At 45.3% G+C, this 23100-nt stretch carries 20 protein-coding genes; 8 read left to right on the top strand and 12 right to left on the bottom strand.

The features are described from left to right. Positions 1–5 precede the first annotated feature (5 nt). A complete protein-coding gene (locus tag ACRN9H_RS17595; RefSeq protein WP_432315453.1) occupies positions 6–809 on the bottom strand; it encodes an Ig-like domain-containing protein in 804 nt (267 codons plus the stop codon). Between the two features lie 36 nt (positions 810–845). Continuing rightward, positions 846–2387: an Ig-like domain repeat protein gene (locus ACRN9H_RS17590; protein ID WP_432315451.1), complete on the bottom strand. Its 1542-nt coding sequence runs from the start codon at positions 2385–2387 to the stop codon at positions 846–848. 109 nt (positions 2388–2496) lie between these two features. Between ACRN9H_RS17590 and ACRN9H_RS17585 the strand changes: the two genes are divergently transcribed. After that, a complete protein-coding gene (locus ACRN9H_RS17585) occupies positions 2497–2781 on the top strand; it encodes a hypothetical protein (RefSeq protein WP_037431062.1) in 285 nt (94 codons plus the stop codon). Here the strand turns inward: ACRN9H_RS17585 and ACRN9H_RS17580 are convergent. Then, the gene (locus ACRN9H_RS17580) at positions 2762–3214 is read right to left on the bottom strand and encodes a hypothetical protein (protein ID WP_259564278.1); all 453 of its coding nucleotides are present in this window, start codon (positions 3212–3214) and stop codon (positions 2762–2764) included. The genes ACRN9H_RS17585 and ACRN9H_RS17580 overlap by 20 nt on opposite strands. Positions 3215–3353: 139 nt before the next feature. On the opposite strand from ACRN9H_RS17580, the gene ACRN9H_RS17575 reads away from it, so the two are divergent. Further along, the gene (locus ACRN9H_RS17575; RefSeq protein ID WP_041413326.1) at positions 3354–3596 is read left to right on the top strand and encodes a hypothetical protein; all 243 of its coding nucleotides are present in this window, start codon (positions 3354–3356) and stop codon (positions 3594–3596) included. Between the two features lie 2 nt (positions 3597–3598). On the opposite strand, the gene ACRN9H_RS17570 is transcribed toward ACRN9H_RS17575, so the two are convergent. Both ACRN9H_RS17570 and ACRN9H_RS17565 read right to left on the bottom strand, forming a co-directional pair. Then, positions 3599–4312 (bottom strand): hypothetical protein, encoded by a 714-nt coding sequence (locus tag ACRN9H_RS17570; RefSeq protein WP_432315449.1) that lies wholly within the window; start codon positions 4310–4312, stop codon positions 3599–3601. A gap of 75 nt (positions 4313–4387) precedes the next feature. Then, the gene (locus tag ACRN9H_RS17565; protein WP_432315447.1) at positions 4388–5131 is read right to left on the bottom strand and encodes an OmpA family protein; all 744 of its coding nucleotides are present in this window, start codon (positions 5129–5131) and stop codon (positions 4388–4390) included. 120 nt (positions 5132–5251) lie between these two features. Here ACRN9H_RS17565 and ACRN9H_RS17560 point away from each other — a divergent pair, with 120 nt between their 5' ends. Further along, a complete protein-coding gene (locus ACRN9H_RS17560; protein WP_011711612.1) occupies positions 5252–6124 on the top strand; it encodes a DNA replication terminus site-binding protein in 873 nt (290 codons plus the stop codon). Between the two features lie 143 nt (positions 6125–6267). Then, entirely contained in the window at positions 6268–7173 is a 906-nt protein-coding gene (locus tag ACRN9H_RS17555; RefSeq protein ID WP_432315445.1) for a hypothetical protein, read from the top strand. Positions 7174–7195: 22 nt separating this feature from the next. On the opposite strand, the gene ACRN9H_RS17550 is transcribed toward ACRN9H_RS17555, so the two are convergent. The 7 genes from ACRN9H_RS17550 to ACRN9H_RS17520 all read right to left on the bottom strand — a co-directional run bounded on the left by ACRN9H_RS17550 (position 7196) and on the right by ACRN9H_RS17520 (position 17916). Continuing rightward, the gene (locus ACRN9H_RS17550; protein WP_259564290.1) at positions 7196–7741 is read right to left on the bottom strand and encodes a hypothetical protein; all 546 of its coding nucleotides are present in this window, start codon (positions 7739–7741) and stop codon (positions 7196–7198) included. Positions 7742–7754: 13 nt separating this feature from the next. Next, a complete protein-coding gene (locus ACRN9H_RS17545) occupies positions 7755–8645 on the bottom strand; it encodes a hypothetical protein (protein WP_224022242.1) in 891 nt (296 codons plus the stop codon). A gap of 112 nt (positions 8646–8757) precedes the next feature. After that, positions 8758–14064 (bottom strand): conjugal transfer protein TraG N-terminal domain-containing protein, encoded by a 5307-nt coding sequence (locus ACRN9H_RS17540; protein ID WP_432315443.1) that lies wholly within the window; start codon positions 14062–14064, stop codon positions 8758–8760. Between the two features lie 3 nt (positions 14065–14067). Beyond that, on the bottom strand, positions 14068–15462 hold the full coding sequence (locus ACRN9H_RS17535) for a conjugal transfer protein TraH (RefSeq protein ID WP_432315441.1): 1395 nt from the start codon (positions 15460–15462) through the stop codon (positions 14068–14070). Beyond that, positions 15459–16454 carry a conjugal transfer protein TraF gene (gene traF, locus ACRN9H_RS17530; protein ID WP_208660813.1) on the bottom strand — a complete coding sequence of 332 codons (996 nt, stop codon included), beginning with the start codon at positions 16452–16454 and terminating at the stop codon, positions 15459–15461. The genes ACRN9H_RS17535 and traF overlap by 4 nt, the downstream gene beginning before the upstream one ends. Positions 16455–16552: 98 nt before the next feature. Beyond that, positions 16553–16840, bottom strand: coding sequence for a hypothetical protein (locus tag ACRN9H_RS17525; RefSeq protein ID WP_011711605.1), 288 nt, complete (start codon positions 16838–16840; stop codon positions 16553–16555). An 8-nt stretch (positions 16841–16848) separates the two neighbouring features. Beyond that, positions 16849–17916, bottom strand: a complete 1068-nt coding sequence (locus ACRN9H_RS17520) for a hypothetical protein (protein ID WP_140906551.1) — start codon at positions 17914–17916, stop codon at positions 16849–16851. 645 nt (positions 17917–18561) lie between these two features. Between ACRN9H_RS17520 and mobI the strand changes: the two genes are divergently transcribed. The 4 genes from mobI to ACRN9H_RS17500 are packed head-to-tail and all read left to right on the top strand — an operon-like array spanning position 18562 to position 22986. Then, complete coding sequence (gene mobI / locus ACRN9H_RS17515) at positions 18562–19053, top strand: conjugative transfer protein MobI(A/C) (RefSeq protein WP_263149167.1); 492 nt, start codon at positions 18562–18564, stop codon at positions 19051–19053. A gap of 9 nt (positions 19054–19062) precedes the next feature. Further along, positions 19063–19782: a hypothetical protein gene (locus ACRN9H_RS17510; RefSeq protein ID WP_259564230.1), complete on the top strand. Its 720-nt coding sequence runs from the start codon at positions 19063–19065 to the stop codon at positions 19780–19782. Then, positions 19782–22634: a MobH family relaxase gene (gene mobH / locus ACRN9H_RS17505; RefSeq protein ID WP_259560901.1), complete on the top strand. Its 2853-nt coding sequence runs from the start codon at positions 19782–19784 to the stop codon at positions 22632–22634. Before ACRN9H_RS17510 ends, mobH begins: the two co-directional genes overlap by 1 nt. Continuing rightward, positions 22627–22986, top strand: coding sequence for a hypothetical protein (locus ACRN9H_RS17500; protein ID WP_432315440.1), 360 nt, complete (start codon positions 22627–22629; stop codon positions 22984–22986). Before mobH ends, ACRN9H_RS17500 begins: the two co-directional genes overlap by 8 nt. Positions 22987–23100 lie beyond the last annotated feature (114 nt).

Raw genomic sequence — 23100 nt, 5'->3', positions numbered from 1 at the left:
GCCCTTTAATTGGTAGAAGTGATTTGCGGAATGTCGATCATGAAGCTTGCCTGCCCTTTCACACCAGGAGAAGCAGAGTAAACAGGAATAACAACTTCACCTGTGATGCTGGGGATGATCGTGATTTGTTTAGTTTCCCCAGGTTGCAACACGCTACCAAGGATATTGACGTTGATTTTCGCGTCACTACGTAACGTGATAAATGCCGTTTGAGCACCGGACGCGAGTTGTCCTTCAGCCGTTCTGAGCACACCAGTTTTAATTGATGTAATTGGGTCGTTTTGAGTGTTCTGCAGTTGTTTATTAACAGCCAAAGTCGTCATTTGCCCAACTTGCAATAAATTGGCAGGCAAATACAAGAAGGTTGAAGTTAACGTCGATGCGTTCCCTGCTGTATCTTGAGCGGTAATATTGATAGTGTAAGTTTCATTCGCTTCCAAACTAGGGAATAAACGAGGGTAATTCAGGTCGTAAATACCATCACCTAAATTATTTGTAGAAACATAAACTGAATCCTTAGCAGCCCCTCCAGATAGCACAACCGAATTGATATTGGCTTCACTATCATCAGTAATGCTGATACGTAAACTCTCTAAACCATTAATGGTGCTTCCGTTTGTGATTTGCGCTCCAGAAGGCGATTGCAATCGCAAAACTGGAGGCGTAGTGTCGTTTAGATAATTGGATAGAATCGACTGTGTTACCCGATTACCATAGGTGTCATCTGCGTAAAACGAAATATTTTGACGACCACTTGGTAATCGATTGAGTTTAAAAGTAACTCGATGACGGCCGGTGCCGGTGATCACCCAAGAATCGGGAGATATTGCGAAGCCTAAACTAGATTACAATCGGAAAACCTCTGTCTTCCACATTCCAGAACGCCAATCGCTAGCAGTGTTCGTGTCGTACACGTTTACAGTTATTGAATCATCAGTAACATTGACCGATTCGATTGTGGGAGCAATAAAATCCCAATATGTATACCAATAATTAAATTGAGCACTAAAACGTCCATCACTGACACCGTTCACACTTGAGTAGACCACATAGCTGTAGGGTGTATAGCCAAAACCAGACTCAAATACTCTGTTGATTGTAACATCGCAATAGGTTTCACCAATTGGGATAACACAGGAGCCTAAACCTGAAACAACGGCTAATTGTTCATAACCCATTTTTTCACTGTTTAGACGAAGCCTTACCACTTTTGTGTATTTGCCAACACTGATTGTTTCGCCCCCACTGCCACCTTCCTCACTAAACCATTGTACAGTGTTAGGTTGCTTAGTAGGCGAACGATCAACACCTGGGCCTAGGGTGAACTTGAAATCAGAAAGGTAATTGACTGAGTAAATGCCACTTTTCGTCAGCGCAACCCAATATGGGTTTACTGTAGGATATGAGACAGTAAATTCGTTATAGACAAAATCACCCTCTCGATAACCATAACTACTCCAACCATAATCCCCGTTTGCTTCCAACGTTTCAGAATAGGGCCGTCTATAGCGGACTTTTATCGGATTGTTGTAGATGGTCATCCAAGATGTGTACGGCTTCCACGTAGCACTTGAAGCATCATAAATGTCGCTACGAACTGGTAAGGGATATGAGGCTTTTTCGATAAACGAGCGAGCAGTAAAATCTGAATAATTACCTGCTGCATCAAAGACCCTAAAACCAGCCTGATACCAACCTCTATCACTGGGAAAAACCTCAGATGGTAGGGACGAAAGGCTCGCAGTGGAAGTATCTAAATCCAATTGAGCATTAATCGAATTTATTAATGAAAGGCTCACATCATCTTTCACAATGTAGAGAACATTTTTGAGCCCAGCACCTGTATCTTGAATACCTGTGAGTTTTAATTGGCCGAAATCCATAGGGCTATATGAAGCTAAAGTTCCACCGAAGGATCTATAGTTAAAAGCTAAATCAGAACTATTAGCTGTTGGTGCTTGAGTATCTATTGTCACCGAAATAGACCAAGAGCCAATCACATTCCCATCAACGGATAACAAGTCAGCCTGTAAGGTATAATTTCCCTGTGAATTAGGCGCAGCTATAGAGATCTGTTTTCCGTAAAAGTCTTTTCCTTGAAATGTAATTCTGTCAGAAACACCAATCATACCTGTATTGACTTCATTCAGCTTAACCCCACTAGAAAGCCAATATAATTTCAGCTTACGATCAAGACCTGCAGACACAAAAACACTCATTGACTGTTCCAGTACCGGATTAATGACCATGGTCGAAGAAGCTGTCAAAGTTGACTGTTCTTGCATGACAGAGGTAAAGGTTATACCTTCAATTTCCGCGAATGCAAAATGTGGCAAGGCTAATAACGCAGCCGCTAAAAGTTTGTAGCGATGCTGACTGAAATTCATAAGTGGCTCCTTCATCTAGAGCGATTATTTTAACACAGATAATTAAGTTTGCATGTTATTTAATCTAAGTTAAGATCTAACATAAACCATAGTTCTAGGTAGGAAATTCATGAAACTTATCAGACTGATTAAAGCCGTATCCATTTGTGCGATTGCTTCAGCTACGCTAAATGTCTACGCCAAAGATGATGGCAAGAAACGGCCAACCCTAAACGAATTGATGGCTGAAAATGCTTACATCGAACTTGCTGAACGTAATGAGCTCAGCAAGCCAGTTGTCTCTTCATGGGAACAAAAAACGATGAAATCAGAAGGTGGGAAAACCACGGAGGTTGTTGAGTCTTGGAAAGTCGAAACACGTATATACAGTAAGCCTAAGAGTGACAAACCTTAATCAGTTTTGCTAACTGCCCATGAACCTGCTCAGCTAATCCCCGCGAATTGGTAAGCACGATACTTTTGTCACTGAGAACCACGCGATAAGCGTTCATTGTACTTTCAATTTTAAGTTCATCATTGGCTAAGTTGAATTCTCGACTCCAAATGCGCCCCCCCCACAGTGTCAACTCGAGCAGGCAATCAGACTCGTAAAGATAAGACATATAGACCTTTTTCTTTAATCCAAGCGCCACCAACGCCCCCCCCCCAAGTACAACCATCCCAGCCCAAGGAGTTAATGAGTTATGGAGGTTGACGATCACAGACAACGTGCTGAAACCCACAATTGAGATCAACGAATAAAAAACTGAGCGAGGGTAAGGTGTGAATGAAGTACCAAACCATACTCGGATTTTAGGGTTGTTGTGACAAATTCTTATCGCATTCACAAAATTACATCTCCATATTTGAATTAGGATGGATTATAGTAGCGTCAATAACACAAATCTATAATGCTAAGGCATATGTAAATTGTTTATTTCATATTCAGAATTAGTGGACGAATGCGGTAAACTACTAGAGTCAGAAATGCCAGTAGTGCTAGTTCAAATTATTCATGCCCGAGGTCACAGCGCGGCCTACCATTTAAAACTGGGAGTTATCCCAGAATCAAATGACAAGATCATTGTTAAGTACCAACTTCCAAGCATGACCGATAATCCATCGGTTGCGCAGACGTGGATAGAGACTCTTCTGTCGCATTATCCTCAACTGGCTATCCACACCTACGGCGCTTTCAAAACTCATTCCTTGCCGATTGAAAACGCCTAGCACTACTGCTGGACAGGATAGTACGGCAGCTGTGTAAAGGTTTGAACGGTATTTAACAGGCAATGTGAGTCAATGTTAGGGTAATTTCGTGCAAATACATCCAATGCGTAGACCCCGAGTAAGTAAGCATCATCAAAGCTCACAGGAACAGCTTTTGGCTTCTTGCCACCCTCATTGATTGAGAAGAAAAACCCATTCTGTTGTCGCTTGACCGAGATGCTTTTGTTTTTCTGTGGGCCATGTGACTTAAACTCAATGAATGGAATGAATCCGAATAGCACGGCTAACAAATGCCGATATTCAGTCGCGGTGATTTGAATTATTGTCTTATCCTGCCAATCAAACTTTTTAGTGCCATCCCCCATTCCGTTTGCGCCTTCAATGTTCAAGGTGTGAAAACCTTTCTTAGTGACAGATGCGACGATGGTCAGCGCAGCGGCCTTACCGTGGATTTTTACCGATTTTTCAAATTCTGGAGCAGCTGCAGGCTGAACATTTTGAGCGCTTTGTGCGGATTGCTCTTCAAATCCGCGGCGATTGTCATGCTGGGGTTGGTACTGCTGATATTCATCATAATTTGCGGCCTCGTGGTGAGGCCCAATATTCATAGGGTTACCTTGGCGCGGTTGAAAATAATGCGTCTGCTGTTGCATTGGAGCAGATTGGGCTTGTGGGGTTGCGTTGTAAGCGGGTTGGCTGTTATAGCTGTTATTCATTTTTAAATCTCCACTAATCATCATGACTATGATTAGACCAGACATTTCAAATGACGCAAAAATTGGCCTTTCGACTCAATAATACAACTCGACTTTACGCCACAACTTCAAATTGTCAGTATGACCGCTCATAAGTGGTGGCGAATACGAAGCCCCATAGCTAACGACGCTAATCAGTTCACTAGGCACCCCTTTGGAGACCAATTCGTTTTTTACTCGCTCCGCACGTTTGCGTCCAAGAGCAAGATTGTAATCAGCTGAGCCACTAATATCAGCATAACCAACAACCAGCACTCTACCGTGGGTTTTTAAAAGATAATCACGGTGCTTAGCCAAAACATATTGAGCCTCGGCAATATCGGAATAGCCGACAGCATCATACTCAAAATAAAGCGTTCTATCGGTGGGTTGGTGAATAATGATTTGGGCATCAGCATTGAATTGTTGCAGATCACGCTTTTCATCATTTGCAGCTGGCGCTTGCGTTGGCAGATAGCTATCACTGTAAGCAGATGAAACTGCTGCACGGTAAACATCACGATAGTAATTCATCATGGAGCTACGGCCATCATTAACAGCCGCATCTCTCGCCTTTTCCAATTCGAAAGCAAGATCGAGATCGCCTATTTTTCTCCCAGCATCAGCTGAAAGGTTCCGAACATCGTATCTTTGTTGATGCCTTACATTGATATTTTGAACATAAATTGTTTTACTACAGCAATCAGAAATTTCAGGTTTTTCAGTTGATACTGATACAGCACACGCTGAAAGCATCATGGCGAACAGTGATACTGTTGCTAGTTTGTTGATTTTCATCATATGGCCTACACAGTTTTCTAAACGCAAAGTTTTTAATATATAATAACATTTTTTTAGAAGAGTTCTAAGTTTTCTAATGAATCAGAAGAAAGGGAATTTCGGAATTTTACGAGGTAGACGGTGACTAACGCCGCATTCGACATTAACTCTTTTGATGTTTTGTACAACAAACTGACTCTTGAATTAATTGAACTAGCCAGTCATCTTCCTGATGCAGCTAGCAATCAGTCATTTTTTTATAAAATAACTCCTTCACCCCAAACATTTGATAAATTCAAAGTAGAACTATTTTCTGACATCAAAGCGCGAGGGTGGATAGCATCTTCCTTAACTCAAATGACGCTTTCTGAAGATTCAATCGGCAGAACCAGTATAACACCAGGTGTTATCATTTTCCCTCATTCAGAATATAACCATATAAATCAACTGATTGAAAAAATAAATAATACGAAAGATAACATTCAAGCGTTACTATCAACGCATGACCTACACAAGTTAAGAGCAACGTTAGCCCGGCAAAATACATTGTGCTCACTCGTTATGCTCACAAGAAAAATCCACGTTTTAAAATGCGAAGAAAAATCTACCATTTCAGTCTCTTGGTACATGAGAAGTGGAATGCGCGTTTTGAAAGAAAAGGATTTTTCAACAAGAATACAAAAAGCAGTGCAAAACAACATTCTGGAATTTTCAAAAGGAAATGAATATCTAGAAATTTTTCAAAAAAACCAAAAATCACATAGTTTTCGAATAAAAAGAAACATAATACCAACAACGATTTACAACATTTGGAAAGCTGGTAGTAGTAAAGAAAAACTGCAATACAACGGCCAAACACCTCTTTTCGTTTTCTCCGATTACGACATAAAGGTCAAACACTTAGAAAGTAATTACGGTACTAAGACGCGTTCAAAACGCAATGATGCAACGCCTGACACGGATCTTCTCATTCCAGAATTACACATTTACATGTCAAAGATTAACAAGGAATAATTAACCTATAGAATATTTGAATTGTGTTTGTGAGAGATTTCGCACATACTCATAGATGAAAATCGTACTGAGTAGACAGCTACCCTCTCAGGAATTTTACGAGCCTAGCCAGCGCGAAGCCGTCAAAAAATCGAGAAAACATCATGAATAGCAACAACGTACTTAAATTTCCGGTTACTGCACCACTAACGCACGTACCCAAGGATAACATCAAAAAACCAGAGCAAGTTGCTTCGGAGAAGATGATAACCTCACGGAAAGGGGTGCAGTTTTTATCTTATGAAGATTGGGTGGAGTATATAAAAGATCTCGGAGTTACCAGTCGTGCAGAATGGCTTAGATACGTCGAGGCTAATGAAATCCCTCCATATCTACCAGTGTCGCCATCATTATTCTATGGCCGTAGAGGATTATGGCAAGGTTGGGGGGTGTTGAACCCTAACGCACCTGTAATACCGCAATCGGAAGAAGATGACATTCATAGTCGCGGCGGCGTATTTGCTAGTTATGAGACATCTTCCGAATATGCCAAAGCATCTGGCATTAAAACAATGGCCGAATGGGTGGAGTATCACCAGAAGAATGAAAAACCTAAAAACATTCCTTCTGATCCTCGTTCTTTCTATACAAGAAAAGGTTTGTGGCAATCTTGGAACCATTTCCTAGGAAATGAAGAACCTTATGATTACCACCAAAAAGGTACTCTTGAGAAAGTGAAAAGATGGTTTAAAGAAAATAACATCACCACTTCAACTCAATTTTTAGAAATGGCTGCAAATAAACAACTGCCTGACTTTGTGCCAGCAGCACCGACCATGTTATTCGGTGTCAAGTTCAAAGACCTTCTTGCTAAAAGACAAAAGTACGTCACTTTTAACCAAGCTAGTAAAGAAGTTAAGAAGTGGAATTGCAGCAGTATGTTGGAATTTAGAGCTAAACATCGCGAATTGAAAGCCAGTGGCAACAAACTAGCGACTCAAATTCCGTCTGCACCAGATCGCGTTTATAAAGACCTTTGGAAAGGCTGGACAAACTTCCTTCAAGGTTAATTTCCTAAAAAAAGCTGGGACATCAATAACTTGAAAGTGTGTAGTCAAGATAAATTCCCAGCTTATCAAGCGCCTCAAAGCTCATAAAGATCCTTGACATCTCTCCCGCATTTTTTTGATTCATCGCTTTAGAATACTGTTCAAAAGCCTTTTGAAATTCCTGATTTTGCTCCAACCTCAAAACATTTTTATAAGCACGATCAATCACATCACCTCTCACTGTAATTGTTTTGCTCGCAACAATTCTAAATATCGGCTCCGACTGGCCTTCTATCTCTCCTTGTTCAAAGGCTAAATCGCTCCCGGTAACTTCATATGGGGACAAATTCAAAACCATCACCACTTCCCAAGGCTTTTCAATCTTGCGGCCTGACTGCATCAAAGCATCGTAAAGCGCATATTGAATCGATTTGATACTTCCTGTGTGCGCAAGAGAATCGGCGTCGTCGAATCCATGAACAATTAACCTGGACACACCATTACCACGATAATCATACTCACCCGCAATGACATCTGTGTGAGTTAACAACATAGTAATTATTAGCAGCGCGGCACTAATTTTTTGCATATAAAATTCTCCCCTACTTCGACGGCAACGCTTGAATCGTAGCGTTCATACCGATGGGTACTTGGGTATTTTTCAAATTGTTGACAGATACGACCTTTTTACCGACTGAGATAAATGCGCCATCCATCCTTTTAATCATCTGTTGGTCAGGATATTTAATCTGCTGTTGAGGCTTATGTGACAGAACGGCTTCAAAGACCATATCAGGCCTTGAGCTAACACCATCTACCGTGCCTAAAGTGGGTCCCTTTACCCCACGGCGCCCGTAAGCGTCAGCGAGCATGACTTTGTAGCGCATAACCCAATAATCTAAAAAGGTTTCAGTAGACACAAACTGATAGTCGGAGGGCATCGTGTTCTCATGATTGCCGGTGATCACAAACAAACTATTAGGAGTGCCATAAATTCTATCTTCTTTTTCTTTCAAATAGCGTCCATCAATCGGTGTCCAGTGGCGCCGATTCTGCGAAGATAGATGCACATCCGTTTCCAACTGTTTTAATAACACGGACTCGTCGTAAGGACGAATGCTAACGGTTATATCTGCTTTAATCTCAATACCTGAAGACAACACGTTATAGCTAAATTCAACAAAATTTACAGAATACATATAGGAACTTGCAGTAACGACCTCATGTAATACCGATTCGTCATTAGATGATGACCTGATCAATACGCCCTGTTGTGCTGTAGGGTTCAATTTGGAATAAATTGCTTTTCTCGCCGCTCGGTCAATTAGTTCTGCCTTGAAATTGTTGAGTGACATTTTGCGGCCCACTGGTTTACCACTTAAATAACTCACACCCCATAAATCGGTTGCTGACTCTGTAACAGTCAGTTCTTCAGCATTGACAATACTGGCCGAGCTAAACCAAGCTGCCACTAATAGGCTAATTATCTTCAAAATTTTTCCCTTACCATTACATTTCCATCCATGCTACACCACTAATCAAATCCAGCAAATTTCCCCAAAAAAAATCGGCGGTAGAAACCGCCGAATTTCAAACCAAAATCTATCAACGCTTCATCGTTGGTACGTTGCTATTGGAAGTGTCCATAGAAGGGCCACCGCTGCTATTGGAACCTGCGACAGAGTGACCGCTGGCCGCACCACCACCCACTAAATCAACACTGTTATAACTCACGTTTGAGGGTTGGACGTTGTTCCCGAATCCGCCCATTACAGAGAAATTGAATCCAGCTTGATTACCATCGAATGCGTAAGGATTGTTCTCTACAACGGTACTTCCCGATTGCGTAGAATTTTCGGCCGGAGTTTCAACATAACGAACCTCTGGCTCACTTCTTTCAGGACTTGCGGTGTTTACCGCATCACCTTGAGCCGTAGTTGCTGGAGCTGCGCCTTGCTGGCTCACCGCATCACCTTGAATCGTGGCTGCTGGGGCTGCGCCTTGCTGGCTCACCGCATCACCTTGAATCGTGGCTGCTGGGGCTGCGACTTGTTGGCTCACAGTCTCACCCTGAGCCGTGGCCGCTGGCGCTGAGCCCTGTTGGCTCACAGTGTCACCTTGAACCGTGGCCGCAGGCGCTGAGCCCTGTTGGCTCAACGCATCACCTTGAACCGTAGTTGCTGGTGCTGTGCCTTGCAGGCTCACAGTCTCACCTTGAGCCGTCGCCGCTGGGGCTGCGACTTGTTGGCTCACAGTCTCACCCTGAGCCGTGACCGATGGGGTTGCGCCTTGCTGGCTCACAGTCTCACCTTGAACCGTGGCCGCAGGGGTTGCGCCTTGCTGGCTCACAGTCTCACCTTGAGCCGTGGCCGCTGGCGCTGAGCCCTGTTGGCTCACAGTCTCACCCTGAGCCGTGACCGATGGGGTTGCGCCTTGCTGGCTCACAGTCTCACCTTGAGCCGTGGCCGCTGGGGCTGCGCCTTGCTGGCTCACAGTGTCACTCTGAGCCGTGGCCGCTGGGGCTGCGCCTTGCTGGCTCACAGTCTCACCCTGAGCCGTGGCCGCTGGGGCTGCGCCTTGCTGGCTCACAGTCTCACCTTGAGCCGTGGCCGCAGGGGTTGCGCCTTGCTGGCTCACAGTCTCACCTTGAGCCGAAGCCACTGGGCTTGATGGGAATTGTGTCTCACCTATGGGCAATTTTTCACTTGATGGCGATGAATTGCTTGCGGTTAATTCCATACCACGCTCTACATTCGACCTTACCGAATCCGGAAGAGATCCTAAAATTGCGGCTTTATCTTCTGGCGACATCTTATTGGCAATGGACTCAAGGCGCATGTTCGCTCCTTCACCGTTGAATCTGACGTTCTCCTTCCTTGATTCAGTAGAACCCTCACCCACCCCTATACGGTTGAAACCGTCCATAACTCGAATCCTTTCACTCGCATCCAGACCTCTCATTGCAGAGCTATTTCTTGTAGCATCATCAAAGGCGGTCGCATGTTGATAGCCAGTGGCATCCCAATGAAATGCTGTTGAATTGGGCGAGGTGGCCAATTTCCGTTCAAATTCTTGCAACCCTTTAAGCGTTTCTCCTAACCTTTCTCTAACTGGCTCAGATAATCCCTCCTGTCCAAGAGCGTGCTTCACAATGTCTTGAGCACGATCAGTTACGAGTTTCATATCTAGCACTTCGTCTTTAGATGGGTTATTTTCCTTGTAATAACGACTAAACTCAGCATTCGGTAACGGATTGTCACGGGTCCCCTCTGCAGCGATGGCAGATGCGAGTGCGACGGCTTGCTGAGTATGTTCATCTTTGCTAGAGCCTAACGTCGAAATGACTTGAGCGGCAGCATTACCAGCACGGGATGGCCTATCACTTATCTCTTTACCAGCATACACATCATTGACGCTACCAAAGGCCTGTTGTGCATTTTGAAAATAAAGTTTTTCACTAGGGCTTAATTGATCACTGTCAATGGCTTTCGACAATAATCCATCAACAGTATTAGCCATTGCGGATATTACTGGGGCTATTTGAGCTGCATTGTCCCCAGAAAATGAATTAGATTTGGAATTTGCGAAATCGTTCAGCATCCGACCTAACTCTGCGGGTGAATTATTGGCGTTTTTCATCACTTCAGCAACTCTGTCAATAACCTGTGGTGATACTGCCCCATAAGTCTTTGACTTCAATTCTTGCGCTACAGTGTCGATGATTCGGTTTACCCCTGCTGGCCCACTAACAGCCTCACTTTGCTGCATTTTTTTCCATAGTTCATCAACACTCTTGTCCAACTTATCAAGTTTATGTTGCTGATCAGGCGTCCATTTAGCTGGAGACTGAAGATCTTGGTTGACGTAGTCCTCTTTAGAAGTTTTATAGTCCTTCGCTCTTTGACCCGCCTCTTGTTCCAATTTGGCGCCCTCTGAGCTGATACGTTGACCCGCTGCATTAACGCCATTCTGTGTATCAGATTTGAAGGCCTGTTGGTCAGGAGTTAACGCTGGCTTATCGTAGTCTTTAATCTGCGCCTGACCAACAGCGGTAAATTGAGCGCCAACAATTCTAGCGGTCTCATTACCATTGGCAGTTCCTTTTAACGCAGCATATTCAATAGCGGCACCTGTAGCAAGGTTGCGAACCGCGTCAGCCTTAATCGGTTCTGATTGAGTTCGAGCCATCGTATCCGACAACTTGGCTACGGCACGGTCAGCGATCGAACCAATATCCTGAATGGGGATAGGTCTACCATCAGCTGACATCATCGTCTGCGAATCATTCACAATACTCTGTAACGCCTGCTTGTCTCGTGCCACGTCATATAATGACTGATTAGCGGCATAGTCCTGTTTCATCGCATTAAACTTGGCTTCATCTGCTGTACCAGCCCCTGCCCCAGCGGCTTTAGCATCTAAAACACTCATTGTGCTTTTGAAATCGAGCGTATCCACGCCGTTAGTAGCGGCATCCCAATCACTTCCATATTTGCCACGCATTGCGCCATCTGCCGCATTCTGTGCAATCTTGCCCAAGTTGCTCGCTGTTGTCATCAAATCACGATTGCTAGAAGAAATAATCTCACCAAACTTGATGTTTGCACTGCTACCCGCCGCTCCCGATGATGTTACACCGTCACGAACTTCACGAGACCGAGACTCTGCTTCCTGTAATTGCTGTTGGATACTTTGCTGCCTGGTAGATGCTTCATCTCGAGCCTTAGCTGCTTGATAAGTTGCTGACGAAGTATCAGTTGAAGTATTGCTATAGAATTTACGATTAGAGGCTGAATCGCTTTCTCTATACGCCCTTGCTACGTCTTCTTGCTGGATTGTACTTAGCGTTGACGTTTTGTTGGCTCCTTCTGACTCTAGCAGCGTTTTCATGCTCGTTTGCGTCTGCGACCAAGATGCACCGGCTTCTGCGTTAATACCCAAGGTTTTCATTAATGCTGTGAGCGGATTAGTTGAAACTCCAGTACCAGCCCCCACATTAAACCCAGCTTTAAGAGCAAATTGATTTGCTTCTTGCTCAGTCATTTGTGACAAGGTTTGAATTATCTGCTGACGGGCCTGTAGACCACTAACACCCATCTTCGTACCGAGTTGCTGACTTACATCAAACCCGCGAGCTTCTTCAAACCCCAAACCTGCTTGACCAGCATTTTGATAGACGTTACCAGTACCAATAGAGGTCTGTAATCTCTCATTCGCGGCAGCGAGATCTTGTTGCGCTGCGGTTTTAGATGAAGTTAGAGATGAAACACCTGATTCCGCTTGGGCCACGGCTGAAGTACCAACATGTTGAGCATTGTAGGTTGAACCACCGGTGCTAATGGAAGACATATTACCTGCACCCTGACGGCTTTCCATCCACTCACCATTCGATGTCATTGTCTGACTATAACCACCTGACGAAACAGTTTTACCATCGCTATTGACCGTCTGTGGTGATACGCCCTTGGCATCCATGTTAGCGCCCATTTGGGCTTTTTGTGTTGCCCCCATCATAGTATGCACACCACCGAAGACAATCATCATAGCCAAGGCTGGCACCATTGTTTGAATGATTGCCGCTTGAGATACGAAAGTCTCTAGTGTGGTGTAGGTGCTATCCATCCCCCCAAGAGAATCGATACTCCAATTTCGCATACTAGGCGCAATCATGCAGTTCTGAATCGAGCTCGAATCATTTCCTGGCAGTGAACACATCAGCTTACTGAAATAGTGGTTGGTATACATGTTGACGCCAACTTGGATAAGCGGCCAAAAGTTCACAGCGAGTAGAAAAGAATAGAGCTTTCCGGCCATCATGATCCCTTTAGAGCCGAAGGTCAAAAATACCGGAAGTAGCGGAGCAACGAGGAAAATAAAACACTCGAACCAAGTAATAAGAGCGGGGGCTGTCTCAAGGAAAAATGAAGATTGTGCGGCTTGGCTCAAGTGTCTTTGCTGAATCGCATCAAACTCCTGCTGAAACGCCAAGCGCTCGGATGGATCTAATTCGACATAGCTAGCCCCTACTTTGGCCATCATTGTTTTCACAAAGTTAGCGCGGTATAAATTTATGAGGTTAGTAGTATCTCCCGTTAAAGACTCGAAGACTTTCTCAACTTGAGACTCTTCTGCCATATTGTAAAGTACGGCGGCTCGCCCCTTCATTTCTTCGGCCCAAGGACTACTGTCAGAGAGATCATTTCCTAACTTGGCATAAGCATCGGTACAGGTAATTTTTGTGTAGGACTTGGTGTTAACATCGTAGTAAGGCGTAAACCAGCTTCCCGAGGTTACCTTGAATTTAGTCCAGTCAAACGGCCCAGTGACACTCTCGTCGTGATGAACCTCCTGTACCGCCTGCCCCGTCGGATTTTTACCGTTTCGAATGTCTTCGAAATAACAGTTTTTAATGTACGCTCCCAAATTTTCACCGACAGAACGATAACTCGCATCTGCCTCAGAAGTGCCGACAAATCGGGCTTTAAGTAACGCTTTTAGAGGGTCTATGTTGGTGCCAGGCTCAGTGTCATAATTAGGCGTGATACTGGAATAGGCCTCTGACATACCTTGAGCAAAACCACCACCAATCATGGTAGCTAATGCAGCAGGCGCCACAATCCCAAATGGCAAAGTAAATGACTGAGACACTTCGCCCGTTCTGACTGACTCAACGTAAAAATCCACCTTCGGGGTGAACAAAAACATGTAAGTGAACAAGGCGATGAAAAACTCCTTTACATGGAATTTATCAGGGTCAAACATTTGCTTGAAAGCAGATACTAGCAGGGTAATACCCAATCCAATCGCAATAAGATTGCTATTTGCAATGCCGCCATCACTGAATGCCAATTCCGCCGATTGCGCCATCTTTATCAATAAATCGAGGTCACCGAGAGAGTAGATAGTTAACATGAATTACTTACCTCTCAAACTTGCACGAAAGTTGATCTGATTTAATAGTTCCTGCTCCATTTCACGTCTTCTGTTGGCCATTTCTTCCCTTTCAAGGCTCAGCGCGTCGATTTTCTCTAACAACTTAGATGAAAACGCGCCGCGCTGACCTTTATCAGTCGAAGCCATCTTACTCGCGGCAATTCGTAGACCGTCGAGCAACTGCTGGGTTGCATCTATGGCCATCGCTTCGGAGATAAACTTACAATTACCTGTATTGATGACATTGACTGTTGAGGCTCGTTTAATAATGTCTTCAAATTCACTTCGCATATTGGCCATGATCTGTGCTTGAGAATCACTATAATTTCCTTTCTGAGCATAGATGGCCATGATGCTCGAACCGACTAAGTTAGAATCGACTAAGCCACAAATTGCATCACCATAAAATCGATAGAACGAATCCAAATAGCGTGTATCGCTAATTGGAACAGTCGCGACCTTAGCCGATAGACACTTGCTATCGGCAGATTGGGCCTGCTCACAGACCACCATTTGTTTAGGTACAGCCATTGATGTAGTCGCTTGAGGCTGATACAAGTCTTTCAATGAAACTTGTGGGCTAAATGACTGACTGACCGCATCACTTCCTGCTGAAGCCGATGCAGTTAATGTGCTGTCGAATTTATAAATTTCAGTCCCTAAAATAGTCATTAACATTTGAGCGACGACATGGCGGTCTGAGGATAGGGTTGGGACGGTAGTTTCAGACTGCATGAAGGTTTCATACACCGAGTTGAACTGCATCTCGTCGCCAGCCTGAGTCAACTGTGCGGCTTTCGAGTGGGAGTCTATTGAACTGCGCTCAACCGTCGATGAAGCGAATGAATCAAACCAAGCACCCGCCGAATCATTGTAGGCTTTCCACATTTTACGGTCACTTTGTACCTGAAGTGATGGCCACTGTTGCTCGGCCAGATCAGCCCATTCCTCGCAATCTTTGCTGATAAAATCATTTAACGCATTGAGGCGTTTCGCTAGGTCTGCGAGAATTGCATTACAGTCCGGGCATAACATTCCCATTGCTAATTGGAATGCGTACATCGGGGCGGCGGCGGCGATAGATCTTGCCATCTGAACAAGCTCTTCACGTTTTATAATGGAGAGTGAGCCACCGAAGAAGTCGATCCCCTTGCAGGATGATTGAAGGTAAGGAGCCCTAACCGCCACAATCTTTTCGTTAGTGGTTTTAATCCGTACCGACGCACTCCCCAGAGAAAATCCGTCACGTTTAGCGCCTGAATATGAAGTTGCACCGGAGCTGGCAGACAACATCTGATCCCATAAATTGTTTAACCCGCTAGCAGCTGTCGCTGATAACGGGCAACAAAGTAAAGTAACTATAACTTTCTTTTTCATTCTTGTTCACCCTCGCTATCAGGTTTTCCGAGCATAAAATTCCGCATCTTGTTAATGAGGTAGTCTGGGTCTTCATACACTTTTTGCGTGTCAACCTTGGCTTCTGCATCGGTCATATAAAGAGCTCGTACCTGCTTCACATTATTAAGTTCTGCTTGGCTAATAATTTTCTCGCGGCTAGCGAGTTCGATGATCCTTTCACTGAGAGAATCCATGCCGATTAGCCCAGAACTCAACAGGAAGTAATCACCCGTGTTGTTGGTTAGATACAGTGTTGGTGTCGCCAAGACGTCGAAGCGCTGCGCCATGTCGGAAGTCGCCACTCGATAATCGCCTAATGCTAAAAAGTCATCATTTGGAACGGTGCCGCCATCGAGAGAAACAGGCATGATCGACCATCCATATTCCTTTGCCAGACGGATTAGGTAGGGAGTTTGCTTTGCGCAATACGGACACTGAGAGCCGTAGAAATAAATGAGGGTGGCTTTCTTGCCGATGGCTTCAATTAACTTCCATTGGTTTTCAGACTGAGCGCCTTTGAAAGTTTGCAGCGTCACGTCATTTTCAGGACGGCGTAACCCTTCATCGAGGTAAGGGTCAAACATTTGTTCGGAAATATAAGTAGCGGCAAATTGGTTGGCGCGATCTATTGCGGCACGCTGGATGTAAAGGTAGCGTTTAACGTCTTCTGGTTTTCCAGTGTTAAGCGCCAACTCCTTTGCCTTGGGCAAGTTTTCTTGGAACCACTTAACGCTCATGGCCTCTACTGAATTTTTACTCGTTTCAGTCTCAGTTGGTGCAGAAGATGGCGTTGGCGCAATAGGTTCTTCCTCTTCCTTTTCTTCGGGCTCAGGAATGTACTCGTGCCAATACCAGCCCTTTTCGCGTTGTTTATAGAAGTTACCACCATCATTGCTATTTGCAGGATCTTCTGCCACAACTGGCAGAGCCAGAGCCGCAAAAATCAAAGCCATCAATTTATTTACTTTCATAACACCAACACACTTTTTATATTCCATAGGCTAAATATATCACGCCTCACTGGATGAAAAAAAGCCGCCTCAATTGCAGGCGGCTGATTTATTGTTTTTCACGTTTCTCGGGCGACAAAAAAATCATCACTAATATCAAAGTCATCTTCCATTGGACTTCGAGGTTCTGCATCTGCTTCCACTTTCTCCCTTTCACTTTCGACTTCTACCTTCGGCGCCAACACAGTGCCTAGATTAAATCCCTGCTGTCTCACCATTAATCCAAATTCCATCAGGGTCATCATCTCGCGGGTCAGTGCCTTTGGCCCAAACTGATCTAAATGAGCGAAAATTAGCGGGTGAGTATCATCGGCAATCCGAATGTGTCTCTCGATTGTTTTGGGCATCCCTCACCTCAGACTGCTTTTAACTTTTGATAATCACCTCGCGCTATTGCTCCACGAATGAATTGCTCGCCTGCGGTTTGCAAGCCACGGGCAACAGCTGTCAGAGAGTCATCAACGACTTCGATTTTGTGGAAAGGGAATGCGCGCTGAATCGAAGGCAGGTATACCGCTGCGGCACCACCGGAGACAATAATCAGGTCAATGTCCTGACCATCACCCACTTTATTGACGACACTTGTTAATGCTTCGTCAGTAACAGACCGAATCGCGCTGGTCACATCAAACAGATCGCACTTAGGGAATTTCATCGCTTTACCGTACAGCTTAAGCTCACCACTGATAAAGGCTTGGTCGATCAACTCTGGGTTAATCTGTTTGATGTTGAAACCTTCGAGTTGCGAGCGCAGCGCGACTTCGACTGCACCAATCACTTTGGACATCCCAGTTTCAGAATCACCAGAACGATTTGGACTGACCTTCAATCCTTTCGACGTAATGAAGTCGGTGGTCATATAACCTGGGTCAATGGATAGCATGGTTTTATCTTTGCACTGGGCAAAGCGTTCATTTCCGCCTTGGCGCAAAAATGACATCAACGCACCAAGCGGTTGTTCAAAAACCAAGACCTGACGAATGGTGACCTTGCGACTTGGGGTGATTTGGTGAGTGCCGGTATAAATCTTGGCGAGTTCATCTTTCCTGAACATGACACTCACTGGCAGACCAAGCACTAACACATCTATATCGATGTGATTTGATTTGCCTAAAAATGACAGGGCGCCAAACAATAACGCTTTATAGCGGTCACTCGTGATAAACGATTCGGTGTTGAGAACGCGAACATTTCGCGAACCGACCGAGGTCCCTACGTCCGAACCAACCTCATAGGTGATTCCATCGACTTCCACGGTTGTTACATCGCGCTCCTCGCCTGCTAAACCCAGATTAATATCCGATTTAATCGGAATAGGCAGGGACGGGAACGTCTTCACTGAGTAATTGCCTAGCGATTCCTTGTGTACACAAGTCGTTGTGCCATAGCCAACATCGACTGTGATGATGACGGGATTATTCATAAATACCAACTCCACACCAAATGACCCCCAATCTGGGGTTTTAAGAGACTTCCAAAACCTTTCCAGCTTGCTCTGGAAGATTATTCTTACCATTCCAATACCAATCTGGGATCTACATAATACACAATATATTTAGCTCGTGTATTATTTATTTTGTGTGTATATTATGCACTTTGTTATCCACAACATGTCGCTAGTGAATTAATCAAAACATGAAATGGCTAACGAACTGAAGTGCAACTAAGTCTAGCTTAGTAGCGAAATTCCTACTCTGGATTCTTCGAAATTAAGCAGTTTTAACGGCTTCCAAAATCAGCAAATCAACGCTCTGAATGCACAAGTTGGCTCACGAACTGGGGGGAAACCTGAAGTGGCCAACAGAATCGCAGACGTGAGAAAGGATTTCTCAGGGGGCTTGCCCGTGAATCGGTGTGTATATCACGCGAAAAGCATGAGTTGGACAACGAACTGAAAATCATCAAAGGATGGCTAACACAGGAGGCACCTGGGATTTTATCCCAAACTCAGCTCGCAGAATAACGGACGGTGACAGACACGAGTTCGCCAACGAACTGAATTTCTGCATGAGTTGTCCCCGTAGGCCGAAAACGGATTACTGAAGACGAACAAACAGTAGGTAAATGAATGAATGACTACTCAGGTACTTCGGGTAGCTCTGAGAACGGGAAGCCCGTACCCGCATTAGGGTTCCAGTTGGCGAATACCATCAGAAGCCTAGAAGGGTTGATTGAAGCCGCTCAGTTTCAGGCAAAGGTCATAGTCGATGATTACTGGCTGAAATGGAGATCTTCAAACCGTCAGTTGCGCAGTGATGACGGTGGGAAGTTTAGTGGCGGTGAGATGGCACCCAGGGTCGTTGTAAAAAACGAAAAGGTGTATTTGGTCTGGACGAGGTATCGACCAGGGCGAGTTGGAAACATCAGCAAGTCTTGGGGCGATGACGTTAAACCGACCCAGCGCGGATACACCTTAGACCAGTTAACCCGCAAATCCCCAGAGTGGGAGGCACGAATGATTGAAGACACAGAGAATCGATTGGCTCCGTTGAGAGAAACCCTTGAGTGTCTACATGAAGCAAAAATCAAACTACGTCGCATAGAGCGAAAACAATCCTAGGAGGATTATATGAGTCAGACCAACGAGAACCCACAAGTTTCATCAAAGCGCACTCAGAAACCATCTGCAGTGCGTCAAGTTCAGCAGCGTAAATTCATTCTGAAGGAAATGGATTTCAAGAGTAGCGCCATCCAGCAGCTGTTTAGCAATGATGCTCGTCAGCAGAATATCAAATACAGCATCGCCCGTATCGCTGGTCTATTTGTGTTGACGTCTAACAACAAAGAAATCCGTGACCGTTTAGATGCGTGGTTTGCAGCTGAGCAAGAAGAAGCTGTTCGTCGCAGCACCCTTCTCAACACAATCCACAACAATGAGTTGTCTACCTCGCTTGGCAACAATGCCGATTTAGACGTGGTGACACCAGAATCGTTCAGCGTGACATTTCAAATCGAGCACCCAATCTACTGGCGTGTAATCGACGTAATTTCCCAGATTGATGAATCTATCGCAGCTATTGAAAACCTCTGGTTAGCTGGCGTGATTTCTGAGTCAGTCAGCAACAATAGTCGCGGTATAGCGATGAACACCATGACTCGTTTCTTTGGTCGCATGAGAACTGTAGCTACAGATTCAGCTGACCGTAAGGGCGGAATTTATTCGTTAGACGCTTACAACAAAATCATGCAAACCATCACCCGCAACAATCCAGATGACCGGTCAGCCAATGACGACTCAGGCGCTGAAGAAATTGAGCAGGATTCCGGCAAACTGGTAGTGAACGCATAATGAAGAAAATAGCCAAGCTAGTTAGTTTGGCTGTTCGATCCTTCTTACTGGATGGCAAAGCCCCAGATAAGAATGCGGTACGGATGGCTGTTGGTGGGGTTGAGACTAAAGCGGTCAGCGAAGAGTTGGTAGAGACTTTCTACCCTCCCGTAGCTGACGGTGTAGCTGTAGCGAATCAAGCGAGAATCATTAAATCCAATAATGACCTAATTGATATGTCGATTCGTGAACTGGGTTTGACTGATATTCATCGTGACACGTTCAATCCTGCCAACCTATCTGAATACAACCAAGTCTATAACGCACAGACATTGGTTAGGGATGTGGTAGCGAATTTCCTTTCTTACGCTCACCTACTCCCAGCCTCAGAAAACCATCATCACGCGGCTGTTGGTGGTTTAGCGCGTCACAGTCTAGAGGTGGCTCTGTTCTCCCTGCGTCACATGGCGTCGGTTGATATTAAAGAGACCAAATTTACCGACGAGTTGCACGGTAAGAAAATCCGCTGGCAATATGCGGCGTGGGTAATTGGGTTAGTGCATGACATCGGTAAAGCTCTACATGACATGACCGTGCAGGCCGATGATTCAGTCTGGAACCCACAACTCGAAAATATCTATGATTGGTCAGGGCGCAACCAAGTATCCCGTTATCAAGTGACGTGGAACTATGCAGACCGTCACGGCAAGCACATTGGGCTTGCATCATCCATGCTTAACACTGTACTGACCAAGGCAGCGAAGCAGTATCTATTTGGCACTCAAGATGACCTTCAGGTCGCCATCTATGAAACCTTGTCCGGCAGTATCGAAGTTAATAACTCACTTAGAGACAGTCTTAAAAAAGGCGAAGCACGTTCCGTCCACAAAGACATGATGTGGCAATGGGACAGATTAACCGGTGCTCGCAAGATGCCACTGGAAGCGGCGTTTATTAAGCGCTTACAAATGATGCGTCGCGGCTGGAAGGTTAACGAAGAGAAAGCCGACATTTGGTGCCTGGGCGCCGAAGATGTGTACGTGTCTTACCCAGCAAGTTTCAACAAAGTGATGTCATCGCTCAAGGAAGATGGCTTTAACGTCCCAATGCAAGTCGGAAAAATGCTTGAGATGCTGGTAGAGCGTCAGTTATTTGAGCCGCTGTTTGAGGATTACACCAGTGGCCACTTGCACCCAGTTACGAATCCAGAGTGGACGGCAGGGCCAATCAAAGTTGTTAAGCCAAAATGGGCAGGCATCGTCTATGGCGAGGAGATTCCGCAACGCGGCATTCATGGGAAAATCTCATTAACCCGTGACGATTCACTGTTAATCCATTACGCCGATACTGGGCTAATCACCCTGACAGATACCCGTGAGCCAGACCCGCAAACTCCGGCTAACAACACGGCTGCACCAACCCAACCAGCTCCTGCGTCAACCCCTGCTCCTGCGGTAACACCGGCACAGCAGAATGGGTCGCAAACAAATCAAAGTAAGGCTCAGACAAAGAAACCGAAGAAGCAAGCAGCTCCGGCGAACACCAACACTCCGGCACCAGCACCAACGCCGAGTAAGCCTGCGCCAAAGAAACCGCAAGCTGAATCTAAGGAAGAGCCAGAGCAATCCAATACCAGCGCTCCAGCACCAGACACCAAGGGTATCGTGTTTAAGAACATGAATGACACTCCGGTAGTTAGTGAATCAGTGGAAGCGGCAGTAGAGATAAATGAGCCAGTAGCCCAAGAAATGCCAGCAGAAGTATCGAAGGACAAGACCTGTATTGATCTGATAATCGAATACCTGCTAACGGCTAACAACACACTACATCGAGCAAAGCTGGATGGTGACGTGCTGACATTGAATACCAGCCTATTCGAAGAAATTGACCAGCAAATGAGAGGGCTTGGTTTTGACGAGGGTGCCGTGCTGAAGGATTTGATGGATAACAAGTTACTTATTCCAGACCCTAAAGCGCCGCGTAAAGTTATTCATGTCGTTAACAAACAAAAGTTCTACCAGCTGAAGCTAGCCGACGTTCTTGCCAAGCCAGTGGGTGACATGCTGACCGAGCTTCAAGCTAAGGCCGATGAACGCAAAGCCAAAAAGCAAAAGAATAAAGCCCTAACCACCGAGGTCATTACAGAGCCGAATAACCTGCCCAAGCAGGAGTCTTCTATCAATGATGTGATTGATGGCCCGATGACAGAAGTCCCGGAGCAAGAATTATCTCCGTTAATGCCTAACGAAGTATCACCAGAATCAAGCGGTCAGTTTGATTTAGCCCCGTCGTTCATTGATGACGCGGTAGATAGCCTAATGGCAGAAGTCCCAGAGCAAGATTTATCTTCGTTAATGACTGACGAACTTCCACCGTTGTCCGAGTACACGGGGGAGATGTCTTTGGCCACGCCGGAGAATGAGCTGCCATGGTTTACGCCGGAAGATCTATCGATGTTAACGACTGACATGGAACCTACCGTCCCCGTCGCTGAAGCGGCCATTGAAACTGCCGTTGAGCCCGCCACCACGTCTGCGAGCTTTACCCCTCCTGCCGAGCAGGTATCGACACTTTCACAGCTAAAAGTCGCCACGGGTAACAAGTCTCCGAAGGAAAAGAGCAAGTACCCGCCTGAGTTGCAAGTGTTCATTGGTTGGGCGATGGCTCGCGCAGGCAAGTCCGGTATAGACCTCCGCCCTGGGGTGATCCGAATCCAAAGTTTCGCGTTAACCACTTACGAGCAAGAAGTAGGGTTAGCAAAAAAAGAGGCGACTAGCCTCAAGCGCACAGCAGGCGACAACGCCTCAATTGCGACAGACAGTAACCAAGTTGCATGGATGGTATTTGAGACAGTGGGAATAGAGCATGAGTAAAAGCATCGAGACTAACGGCTTATTCATGGAGAACATGTATAGGCCGATTTATGAAATCCAATCCAGTTATGCTTGGGCTGGAGCCTCCTTGTTCACGGCAGGCTCGTGGGTATACCACGGGGTAAGTGGACACGATGTATCGATGGTCGCAGTTTCGGTTATTGCGGCCACAGCGGGTATGTCGGTTAAGCGCTTAAAAGAAGCCTTACCGCAAATACGTCGCCAGATTAAGTTGGTATATAACTATCAATACCTCATTGAATCTAGCGCTTTGTGGGATCTGAGCAAAACCCAGAGGGATAAGGCCTTCTTTGGTCGCGGCTTTGAGTGGACGATCACTGTAGTGGCATAGTGAATTTGGCCACCTAATAAGAAATGTTATGATCTCATTCATAGCGAATTTAGGTGACAAAATGAATAAAAGTAAACGTGCTCGATATAGCGCAGCGATTAAACTCGAAACTGC

The organism is Shewanella sp. MF08487 (assembly GCF_050848685.1).
In the GTDB taxonomy this organism is placed as follows: Bacteria; Pseudomonadota; Gammaproteobacteria; order Enterobacterales; family Shewanellaceae; genus Shewanella; species Shewanella glacialipiscicola.
Note: the sequence above shows the minus strand (reverse complement) of the source record. Positions and strands in the feature narration are given on the sequence as shown.

Bases quoted from the DNA above. Each gene is read 5' to 3' on its own strand.
- ACRN9H_RS17590 (WP_432315451.1), bottom strand. From the start codon at position 2,387: ATGAATTTCAGTCAGCATCGCTACAAACTTTTAGCGGCTGCGTTATTA.
- ACRN9H_RS17585 (WP_037431062.1), top strand. From the start codon at position 2,497: ATGAAACTTATCAGACTGATTAAAGCCGTATCCATTTGTGCGATTGCT.
- ACRN9H_RS17575 (WP_041413326.1), top strand. From the start codon at position 3,354: ATGCCAGTAGTGCTAGTTCAAATTATTCATGCCCGAGGTCACAGCGCG.
- ACRN9H_RS17570 (WP_432315449.1), bottom strand. From the start codon at position 4,312: ATGAATAACAGCTATAACAGCCAACCCGCTTACAACGCAACCCCACAA.
- ACRN9H_RS17565 (WP_432315447.1), bottom strand. From the start codon at position 5,131: ATGATGAAAATCAACAAACTAGCAACAGTATCACTGTTCGCCATGATG.
- ACRN9H_RS17555 (WP_432315445.1), top strand. From the start codon at position 6,268: ATGAATAGCAACAACGTACTTAAATTTCCGGTTACTGCACCACTAACG.
- ACRN9H_RS17550 (WP_259564290.1), bottom strand. From the start codon at position 7,741: ATGCAAAAAATTAGTGCCGCGCTGCTAATAATTACTATGTTGTTAACT.
- ACRN9H_RS17540 (WP_432315443.1), bottom strand. From the start codon at position 14,064: ATGTTAACTATCTACTCTCTCGGTGACCTCGATTTATTGATAAAGATG.
- ACRN9H_RS17535 (WP_432315441.1), bottom strand. From the start codon at position 15,462: ATGAAAAAGAAAGTTATAGTTACTTTACTTTGTTGCCCGTTATCAGCG.
- traF (WP_208660813.1), bottom strand. From the start codon at position 16,454: ATGAAAGTAAATAAATTGATGGCTTTGATTTTTGCGGCTCTGGCTCTG.
- ACRN9H_RS17525 (WP_011711605.1), bottom strand. From the start codon at position 16,840: ATGCCCAAAACAATCGAGAGACACATTCGGATTGCCGATGATACTCAC.
- ACRN9H_RS17520 (WP_140906551.1), bottom strand. From the start codon at position 17,916: ATGAATAATCCCGTCATCATCACAGTCGATGTTGGCTATGGCACAACG.
- mobI (WP_263149167.1), top strand. From the start codon at position 18,562: ATGAATGACTACTCAGGTACTTCGGGTAGCTCTGAGAACGGGAAGCCC.
- ACRN9H_RS17510 (WP_259564230.1), top strand. From the start codon at position 19,063: ATGAGTCAGACCAACGAGAACCCACAAGTTTCATCAAAGCGCACTCAG.
- mobH (WP_259560901.1), top strand. From the start codon at position 19,782: ATGAAGAAAATAGCCAAGCTAGTTAGTTTGGCTGTTCGATCCTTCTTA.
- ACRN9H_RS17500 (WP_432315440.1), top strand. From the start codon at position 22,627: ATGAGTAAAAGCATCGAGACTAACGGCTTATTCATGGAGAACATGTAT.